This is a genomic window from Prevotella sp. AM23-5, assembly GCF_003473645.1.
Classification (GTDB): domain Bacteria; phylum Bacteroidota; class Bacteroidia; order Bacteroidales; family Bacteroidaceae; genus Prevotella; species Prevotella copri_A.
In genome coordinates this window covers 1-8,811 of the sequence record NZ_QUCG01000097.1, presented here as the reverse complement: position 1 = coordinate 8,811, position 8,811 = coordinate 1, and the positions used below count along the sequence as shown (strand labels likewise).

Sequence of the window (8,811 nt, the reverse complement as noted above, 5' to 3'; positions counted from 1 at the left end):
TATTGGATGATAGTTGCGGATTTTAGGATGATAAAGCATATCCAGACAGAATGTAAAAAAGAAAGTAAAACAACCAAAAAATAGAGAAAATATGAAGAAGATTTTATTAAGTTCATTGTTCTTTTTGATTGCATTTGTAGCAAATGCACAAGGAATCTATACAAAGGTCAAAAAGTATGATAAGTTTGACGATGTGGTATGGGAGAAAGATGTAAAGACTATCATTGATAAAGGGTTGTCGAAAATAACAATTGAGACAAAGGGTAAAAAACCTGTAGAATATACTTATTATGAAGGATCTTGGTTTTCCCTTCATAATGGCAGACAAGATAGTCTTTCTAATATTGTGTCAGATATATATGGATATGAAGATCAGTATTATATTTTTCCAAAAGATACAGTGGATAAAGCTACAAATGATGTGCTGGAACTTTACAAGGATTTACCAGATTCTATAGTAACAGGAGAATCTATTCAGGCTATGGTGGAAGTGATGATGATTCCAAAAATCTTTGATGCGCCTACTATTGTTTTTAGAACAATATCAAAATATAAACATGTTTTTGAGTATGAAACAGATTTAGTTTGGATTCGTTTCAGAGATGGTTCTCGTATTATATATTCAAAGAGATAAATATAGCAGAAATACTATTTTTCTTTCGTTTAGACGATTTCAACGCTCCTGGTTCGAGAGAATCAGGAGTTTTTTGTTTGTAAGCCATAAAAACTCATAAAAGTTTGGAGATTAGAAATATTTGTCGTACTTTTGCAGCGGAATATAACGTTATAACAATATGAAATCACAGGAGCAGATAAACAAGATAGAAGCGGTTGTGTTGTATATATTGCAGCACTTCAAGGAAGGTTTGGACTATATCAAGCTGTTTAAAATCATGTATTTTGCACAACGTGAGTATTTGGCGACCTACGGTTTGACGATTGCCGAGGACACTTTTAAGGCACGTCAGTTAGGTCCTGTTCCGTCGCTCACCTACAAGGTGGTGAAGATGGCGGAGAACGGTGACGAATCGACAGACCTCAAAGGCTTCACTTATTCTATCTATGTAGTGTAGAACCACATTTCCATTCCATCCCTTCTTCTATACGTTCTTGAAAAACTTTTAGATCACTTCTTGACAAACCGCATCTCAAAGCCATGCTCTCCCAATATTTCATATTGCGAGTAACATCCTTAATAATTCCTCTTGCAGTTGTCTCATCCAACATATAGCTTTCATGGGCATCATAAAGTACATCCAAGCTAGATTCATTGGTATAACCATCGATTAGCAAGGAATGGTAATATTTGTTGGTAGGGTTCATATCATAAGCTGGTGACAGGTGCCATCCATCCTTTTTCAAAAGGAAAGCATGATTTCTGAAATGGTCATCAGTATTGCCTATGCAAATATTGAACGCCACACGGCGATACAGTTCCTCCAATTCTTTTTCCATATCAACACTTCCATTGGCCACAATAAAATCCACAATATCAAGATACCCCTTTCCTGTACTTTCCCCATCACCATCGTTCAATCCCAACAATGTAAGAGAAGATGCCATGTGTATTCTCTTTCCATTCTCTGTTCTGTCAAACCTTTTAGACAAAAGGACATCACGACTATCCTTGCTTGAAACCACTCTGCACTCCGCAGCGTTTATACCACAATCCTTAGCCATAGAATGAGCAAAATATTCCCAACGTGAAATGTTTATCTCATCCCCTACAGAAGGAAATTTCGCAACATATAAATCTTCACCTTCCTTCACACAAGCCTTAGGTCTAGCTCCTCCCATAGAAGAACCTGGTTGGAATATTCGCTGAATCCATCTTGATTCAGGTTCCATTCTGTTCAACTCACTCTTCTCTATCTGACCTGCAGCCTCCAACAGTTCATCCAAGAACAAAATTGGTGGAATTGAATATGACTTATTATAACTTATGTAAGCATCTGTAGCTATGTCCTTGAAACGAAAAGCACCCATTCTTAAGGAATCCTCCACTCCTTTCAAGTAGTCCCAATCAGAAATATTTACCCTGCGTTCTCCAGAGTCTTTCATTTCCTGGTGGATTCTCAAATCAATAAGTCTTCGTCCCCATCTGTCAGGCAGTGCATCAGAGAATGTTCCAAATATCCTGTTTCTTGTAGGATTATATTGAACCCCAGGAAAAGATTGCAGCTCCTTTCCTAGATTTAAAGAAGGATGTCTTTTCAACCAGTCCTTATCATACTCAAAGGTATATACATCTGTCCCCCTCTGAGATTCATGCCCAAGAAGTCCTATAGTTTCCTCATTTTCAAGCCAATCAAAGTCGGCAACAACCTTAATTTTTTCCATTGTCATTTTCCTGTTACACGTTTTTTATTCTTTAGATCAATATCTTGTATGACCTTTCCCATCTCATCGTTCTTAGCAATGAGCAACAACTCATCAGGCATCTGCAGTGCATTCAAAACACGTGCCAATACCCCTACTGAAACTTCAGGTGAGCCACTTTCCAATCTTGCCAAAGTTTGGCGACTACATTGTGCTCTTGCTGCTACAATTTCCATGGTCAAGTTTCTCCTCATTCTCGCCATTTTAAGTTGCTCACCCATTACACAAAGATTCTCCGCCAGTTGTCTGGTCATCCAATTTGCTTTTGTAAACTTTGTCATTGCTTATAATGTTATATATACGCAACAAAGATACAAAATAAAGTTATATGAATATAACATTCCGCTCATTCTATAACTTTTTTTAATTTAAGTTTATCTGATATAACAAAAATTCTGAGGCACGACATTAATTCCATAGTCTTGGAGAGTTTTGGGCTTCAAGAACACATTGACATTCCCGACAGCATAAGCACAAGCCTTGTCTCTCCCTTCGAAATATGAAAAGAAGTCACTTTCCGATATACCAGCATACCCATTTGTTCTTTCCCATATATTTCTTGGAGTATCACATAACCTATCCGCTATCTCAAACTCACCAACAACAAGTCCCTTTCCCCTTGATTCGTAGATAACAATAGTATCTACTTCCAAAGAGCAAAAGGACTTTCTATATTCATACGCCTTGGAGCCATCAAAGATTTTCTTGACATACTCCTTTTTTATAGGAAACAATGCTTTCATTTTATCTATGCATATGTTGTGAAACAGTCTCTTCCATAGAATCATCCCCTAGAGACAAATTATAGTTTTTGATTTCCTCTTTGAGATTCATATTAAGTTCTTCCATGCTCTTTCCCCTGGGTGCCAAGCCCTCTTCAACAACACTTGGTTCTCCACCTCTGTCATAGTAGATCCTTCTATGGCGGTGGAATGAGTTACGATGGAATATAAATAGAACTTGTCATAATCTATGAGATTAGACATGCCCAGTTCTTTATATTCCTGTATTGTATTAAAAAACATATTTTTATCCATACTATCTTCTTTTTGATGCACCGCAAAGGTACAACATTTTTTCTAAACTAGAGAAAGAAAGACTTACTATTTGCAGTTTCTACCCCTCAATTTTCTTGAAGATTACATTCTTGTGGTCTGAACGCTCACAAGATGCACATCTTAAAGTTTCCAAGATTTTACCCTCAAAGAAACAGCCGGTACAGGTTGGCTTCTTTGTCTCAACCGCCACCAAGGTCATACCTTGGAACTTGAACTTTTCGCCTACTTATGTTCCTTCATTGTTACATTATTCTAACTATATAATTTGACACCATGCAATCTTTTTAATTTGGATGTAAAATATCTCATATTTCCATCACGCCATCTTATCCGTTAATGTATATATGTTTTACTTTCCTGTTCTACTTTATTACAATACTTTATATAAAACAATAAAGATATAAGCATATAAACAAACAAATCTATAATTATTGCATTATATACATATAGTATTATAGAAGAATATAAGGTAATAACAAAATAAAGAAAGATTCCTATAACCATACCTTTATATAAGTATATCTCTATATTCTTCCATAAGAACCGCATCAACGTTTTCGCTGCTGCTTGTTTCCAGACCTCATCATGTGCATAGCCATTCCAAAGCATCTGCGACGGAAAGCGAGGTCATCCTCGTCATCCTTTTTACCCCAATCACTGCCAGGACTTCCGCCTCCACCATGACTAGCAGCAATGGTCGTTGCACTATCGAGGTAGCCCATAAAAAGAGCAGTGGCAACAGAACAAACTGCAGATGTGTTCTCGGCAATTTGTTCCATGAAGGAACCATCCCATATTTTGCCAACTGTACTGTCCAAGAACTCACGCTGTTCATTAGGTAATTGAGCCTTGAACTCATTATACCTTTCCAATCTATTTTGAGTATCGATGGCACCTAGGTGATAACCCAGAGCTTGCATCTCACGCATCACCTGTTTGTTGAGAGCAGGAGTTTCCTTGTCTATTTTTGCCTTCACTTCATTATATTTCTTTTCAGCTTCCGTCGCTTTCTCTTCTGCCATAGCAGCCTTCGCCTCAAATTTGTTCTTCTTCTCTTCGATAATGTCTAGTTGTCGCTGAGCGATTTTCAACTTTTCTATTTTGTCAGCAATCTTTTCTTTCGTTTTTTCAATATCAGCGTTGATTTGCGCAAGTTTACGGTCTGCCTCTTCTTTAGTAATCTTACCGCTTTCCAAGTCACGCTCCAACTTTTTCACCTCACCTTCCAAATCCAACTTATGGGTTTGAAGATTCTTAATCATAGTCTGCAAGGCCTTCAAACGAGCTGCCGCATGTTTGATTTCTCGGCTTTGGGAATCCATGATATTGTTCTGGGTATCGATAGTCTTTTTATTGCCCTCGATGGTCTTGTTGTTTTCCTCCACCTCAGCTTCTTTTTGCTGCGCTTCCTTCCAAAGTCGCTCACGGTACTCTTCGGTCGTACGATGTTCGGCACCAGTTTCTTTGATGCTGTCACCACGTTCCAATCCATACTTTATACCAACCTCGTTGGCAAACTCTGTATGAAGATTAGTCATATGTCTAGACAAAGCTTCCTTGTCATCATGTCCATCAAGGAATACCCCCAAGAAAGAAAACTTTTCCTTTGGAGTAATAGGCAAAACAGTACAATGAATATGTGGGTTAGCCTCGTCAAGATGCACTACAAAAGCAGCTATGTTTTTTTCACCATATTTTTTACACATAAATCGATAAGCATCTTTCGCCCAATTCTCAATCTCAGGCATACGTTTCAACTGGGTATTGTCAGCTCCTTGCTCCCAATTTACATTTTGGTTTCCAAACGCCAAGTTGCGCATGACCTCTCGGTTTCCTCCCAGAATAAAATTAGCAACAGTCTTAAAGTAAGGCCTTTTGCCTTGATTTATCAAAGACAAGTTTGGGTCTTTTATTCCACGAGCCTCCAAGTTCTCTGCAATCCTCTGGGGTATTGATTTCATCTTGTTGACTTTCATAACAACCCCACCTTTCCCAATCTCAAAGTTAAGGTGTTCACGAGAAGGGTCATAATTCCACTGAGCCTTTTTAGCTCTATCCTTATCAGAGAAAACTCTGAGGTGTTCATTACTTTGGGAAGTGGTAAAGCCCTTTCCCGGTCTCATGTCTATTACATTTTTTGCTCCTGCCATATGTTATTTGCTTTAAAGAAGGGTTCTTAGGGAAGAAGTCCCTGAGCCTAATAATCCCCACGGCTTGCCGCACGAATGTCAAAATGAATTACTTTTCATTTTTGGGGGTTACAGTGAGTTTTGCAGAAACTCCGTATTAGGCTACTAGAGCAGAGAAAAAAATCCGCCCATGCGCAAGCGCATTTGTAAAGAATCCTTTCTATGTGAATATTTTTATTTTTCTGTCACAGAGTTTTCTTCCGTTTCATCGGAAGAGAGATGTGGCTGGGTTGGTCGAGACTGTAGGGAGTCTCCGCTTTCTCTGCCACCGGATGCTTTGCCCCACCTTGGAGAAGAAAGAATATTCGGATTAATCGAAACGTTCTTTCCTTCCTTCGAGTCCTTCACTTCAAAAGCATTCATTGCTTTGAGGTTATTGACATAAGCTATAACCGTTGGGCGTGTCCAATTCCAACGCCTTGACAGTTTTGCTATATTAAGTGCAGCGTCCTGCTCATTCTGAAGAGAATCCAGATAATGATCCACCAAATCCACAAAGGCTTGAATCTTTGAAAGACGCAGTGGGTTGTTGTAAGCCCTGTCATTGGCCAGATAGATGAAGACATTAATCGGAAGAACTATCTCATCAGACAATTCCCATATCTTGCTATCTATACCTTGTACTTTTTTATTGTCATTCATAACTATTTTTTACATCATATTTTATATGGAAAATCTGTGAAGTGCAATACCTTCACAATCTTTTCCTTTGTTAGAAAACTAAGCAGCTTTTCTCTCTGCGTTTTTCCAAAACAATTCTTCCTTTTTTGAATACTCTATTCCTTTTCTTCCTCCAGGCACTCCCTCGCCTGTTTTATCTGGATAAACGGCAGCAGCCATCAATATGATGAACACAGTTTCCGCTGCGCACAAGTATTGTCCACAATGGCCAGCCATAACAAAAATGACAGTTTGTGCTACTAGAGAAAATGCCATATTGTTGCCATGCAGAAAGGATAGAACCTTATCCGAAATCCGATAATAGAACATCAGACTAACTACCATCAAGCACACCACAGAAAGGAAAATTGGTGTTTGGAATGGATAGAAATAATCAGCTATCTCTTCCCCACTATCAAACATATTGTCTAGCAACGACAGGTCAGCTACATTTACAATCTGACCTGTCATCGTTACTCTTCCCTGAGCTAATTCATTACTAAGAAGATTGGCAGCGTTCGCTGCTTCAAAATCCACGTACAGAACAAACAGGAGGACTATCAAGAAAACACGTGTAAAGAACTTTCTTGCATTGTCACTATGTTTCATCCTTTCATAAATAGCAGAAAGCACGGAGTATAAGTTCCCCCACTTGGTAGAGGACGCTTGTCTCGGCTTCACCCAGAGATGAAAAGCAAAAGGAATGGCCGTGAGCACAAAAGCCAATATCACCTTCAATGTTATTGCAAACATACCTCAGCACTTTTTAATAGAAACTGTTTATGACATCCGAGTACTTTTCCTTTTCAAGGATAAACATATCAAACTTCGGCATGTTGGTAAATTCCTTACAAACCTGCTTGTACATGATCTCCAAGCTATCATAGAAGTTGACCGTCATGTTTTCTATGACACCATGTTGTTGTGAAGCCAGATGAATGACATACATTTTGTTTTCCACAGGAACGGAATAAGCCACAGCCTTATATGTCTGCCCTTTATTATCTCGGACGGCATACAGAACATGGATGCCCAACACATTAGCCAGCTCATCCACCAAATGTTCCATCATCACTTGCTTGTTCAATAGTACAAACACTTCTGCATAGCCACGGTGCAATACTGTTTTCACACCAAGGGAATTGAAGTATTCAGGTGATTTTTCTCTAATTTCCGAGAGGAAATCAGAGATTGAATCTTTCAAAATCTCATTCTCGATGAGAGTATAGTCTATAAGTTCGTTCATGTTTTTATTATTATAAAGATGTTGACAAATACGATTTCAAGAAATATTCGGAAAGGACTTTTGTAAATTTATCTTCTTCCTCCTTAGTCTGCTTTTCCAACTCCAATTTGTTCAGCAACATAGGAAGCTCATTTGACATATCAAGAAGAGCCTCCTTTTGCTTACTTGTTAGCGCAGCAGTAGAATAGTCATCAATAGCCATGAACGGCTGAATGAGCATCCATCTGTAGTTAGCCCTCTGGAGATGACTAAGCTTCTTTCCATTCTCCACATCTTGCTTGCAAGCCAAGGCATTTTGAACGATGCGGCGATTGAAACGCATGGTAAGATAAAGCATTGTACGATCATTGACATCATCAACTTTTCTGCCGACTGAAGAATACAATCCATCGAAGATGCCAGCAGTAGCATCAGTAAGCTGCTGCAGTTGCTCATTAGAAACCTGACTCAAAAACTTCATCAAAGAACGAAAGCATCTATCTTCTTCAGAGATGAATCCAAGAAGTTCACTTTCATGCTTGAAAGGCTTGGCATTATGCAGCAAAGCCGAATACACAACAAGTGTCTTTGTCAAGTTTGGATAAGTATCTTGCTTATCGAGCTTGTCATAGAAATCCAATGCCTCCTTATACACATCGGACTTTTCTATCTTCTTTCTTGCCGTTGCCGTATTCAATTTAAGATACATGACATCACGAAGAGAACGAGGATTGGCAAACGCCAGTCTTTTGAGTTCTCCACGTATAGAATCCGACACAACAAAGTAAGCCATGGCAACAGGGCTTCTTAGATTGATGGTAGTGTCACGAGAGAACACACTATAAGCCGAATCTTGTATTTCCAGCCATGCAGAGGTAGCTTTTGCTAGATTCTCCACAGATACATCATCCATTTCCTTCAACTCAGCTAGCTCCTTCTTGCAACCTTCCACAGCATCTACGGAAGTCTTGAAAGAAGGATGTTCCTCGCACCCCACCAGGACAGAGGAACAAAGCAACGCTAATAATAATACCTTTTTAAATTTCATAAATCATTGTTTTAATTGAAAATTTCATCGCAAAAGTATATAAATTAGATAGAAACGGCTGCATAATCACGATATACCTTTTTATTTAACATATTCTTTTTCTATCCACCTATAGACTATAGGAACAAAAAGAAAACAATAATATTCCAAATAACAACTATATGGCATATTCATCCCCACAAAAAGACACAGATACGCTATCTCACATAATAGGTAAATGAGAATATCCTAAAATCCGCAACTATCATCCAA

At 38.5% G+C, this 8,811-nt stretch carries 10 protein-coding genes; 2 read left to right on the top strand and 8 right to left on the bottom strand.

What is annotated here, in order from left to right; genetic code table 11:
- The first annotated feature begins 91 nt into the window (after window positions 1-91).
- Both DW657_RS15545 and DW657_RS15540 read left to right on the top strand, forming a co-directional pair.
- Complete coding sequence (locus DW657_RS15545) at window positions 92-634, top strand: hypothetical protein (protein ID WP_118313343.1); 543 nt, start codon at window positions 92-94, stop codon at window positions 632-634.
- A gap of 160 nt (window positions 635-794) precedes the next feature.
- Complete coding sequence (locus tag DW657_RS15540; protein WP_118313342.1) at window positions 795-1,073, top strand: type II toxin-antitoxin system antitoxin SocA domain-containing protein; 279 nt, start codon at window positions 795-797, stop codon at window positions 1,071-1,073.
- On the opposite strand, the gene DW657_RS15535 is transcribed toward DW657_RS15540, so the two are convergent.
- The 8 genes from DW657_RS15535 to DW657_RS15490 all read right to left on the bottom strand — a co-directional run bounded on the left by DW657_RS15535 (window position 1,057) and on the right by DW657_RS15490 (window position 8,559).
- Entirely contained in the window at window positions 1,057-2,340 is a 1,284-nt protein-coding gene (locus DW657_RS15535; RefSeq protein WP_118313345.1) for a type II toxin-antitoxin system HipA family toxin, read from the bottom strand. The genes DW657_RS15540 and DW657_RS15535 overlap by 17 nt on opposite strands.
- A 2-nt stretch (window positions 2,341-2,342) precedes the next feature.
- Window positions 2,343-2,660 carry a helix-turn-helix domain-containing protein gene (locus DW657_RS15530; protein WP_117586804.1) on the bottom strand — a complete coding sequence of 106 codons (318 nt, stop codon included), beginning with the start codon at window positions 2,658-2,660 and terminating at the stop codon, window positions 2,343-2,345.
- 93 nt (window positions 2,661-2,753) lie between these two features.
- Complete coding sequence (locus DW657_RS15525) at window positions 2,754-3,122, bottom strand: hypothetical protein (RefSeq protein WP_119229272.1); 369 nt, start codon at window positions 3,120-3,122, stop codon at window positions 2,754-2,756.
- A gap of 863 nt (window positions 3,123-3,985) precedes the next feature.
- Complete coding sequence (gene mobV, locus DW657_RS15510) at window positions 3,986-5,587, bottom strand: MobV family relaxase (protein WP_233547158.1); 1,602 nt, start codon at window positions 5,585-5,587, stop codon at window positions 3,986-3,988.
- A 213-nt stretch (window positions 5,588-5,800) separates the two neighbouring features.
- Window positions 5,801-6,268, bottom strand: a complete 468-nt coding sequence (locus DW657_RS15505; RefSeq protein ID WP_118313338.1) for a hypothetical protein — start codon at window positions 6,266-6,268, stop codon at window positions 5,801-5,803.
- Window positions 6,269-6,346: 78 nt separating this feature from the next.
- Window positions 6,347-7,039 (bottom strand): hypothetical protein, encoded by a 693-nt coding sequence (locus DW657_RS15500; RefSeq protein WP_118313337.1) that lies wholly within the window; start codon window positions 7,037-7,039, stop codon window positions 6,347-6,349.
- Between the two features lie 13 nt (window positions 7,040-7,052).
- Complete coding sequence (locus DW657_RS15495) at window positions 7,053-7,532, bottom strand: hypothetical protein (RefSeq protein ID WP_118313336.1); 480 nt, start codon at window positions 7,530-7,532, stop codon at window positions 7,053-7,055.
- A 10-nt stretch (window positions 7,533-7,542) separates the two neighbouring features.
- On the bottom strand, window positions 7,543-8,559 hold the full coding sequence (locus DW657_RS15490; protein ID WP_118313335.1) for a hypothetical protein: 1,017 nt from the start codon (window positions 8,557-8,559) through the stop codon (window positions 7,543-7,545).
- Between the last annotated feature and the right edge of the window lie 252 nt (window positions 8,560-8,811).

Excerpts from the sequence above, each read along its gene's own strand:
- DW657_RS15545 (WP_118313343.1), top strand. The coding sequence starts at position 92 with ATGAAGAAGATTTTATTAAGTTCATTGTTCTTTTTGATTGCATTTGTA.
- DW657_RS15540 (WP_118313342.1), top strand. The coding sequence starts at position 795 with ATGAAATCACAGGAGCAGATAAACAAGATAGAAGCGGTTGTGTTGTAT.
- DW657_RS15535 (WP_118313345.1), bottom strand. The coding sequence starts at position 2,340 with ATGGAAAAAATTAAGGTTGTTGCCGACTTTGATTGGCTTGAAAATGAG.
- DW657_RS15530 (WP_117586804.1), bottom strand. The coding sequence starts at position 2,660 with ATGACAAAGTTTACAAAAGCAAATTGGATGACCAGACAACTGGCGGAG.
- DW657_RS15525 (WP_119229272.1), bottom strand. The coding sequence starts at position 3,122 with ATGAAAGCATTGTTTCCTATAAAAAAGGAGTATGTCAAGAAAATCTTT.
- mobV (WP_233547158.1), bottom strand. The coding sequence starts at position 5,587 with ATGGCAGGAGCAAAAAATGTAATAGACATGAGACCGGGAAAGGGCTTT.
- DW657_RS15505 (WP_118313338.1), bottom strand. The coding sequence starts at position 6,268 with ATGAATGACAATAAAAAAGTACAAGGTATAGATAGCAAGATATGGGAA.
- DW657_RS15500 (WP_118313337.1), bottom strand. The coding sequence starts at position 7,039 with ATGTTTGCAATAACATTGAAGGTGATATTGGCTTTTGTGCTCACGGCC.
- DW657_RS15495 (WP_118313336.1), bottom strand. The coding sequence starts at position 7,532 with ATGAACGAACTTATAGACTATACTCTCATCGAGAATGAGATTTTGAAA.
- DW657_RS15490 (WP_118313335.1), bottom strand. The coding sequence starts at position 8,559 with ATGAAATTTAAAAAGGTATTATTATTAGCGTTGCTTTGTTCCTCTGTC.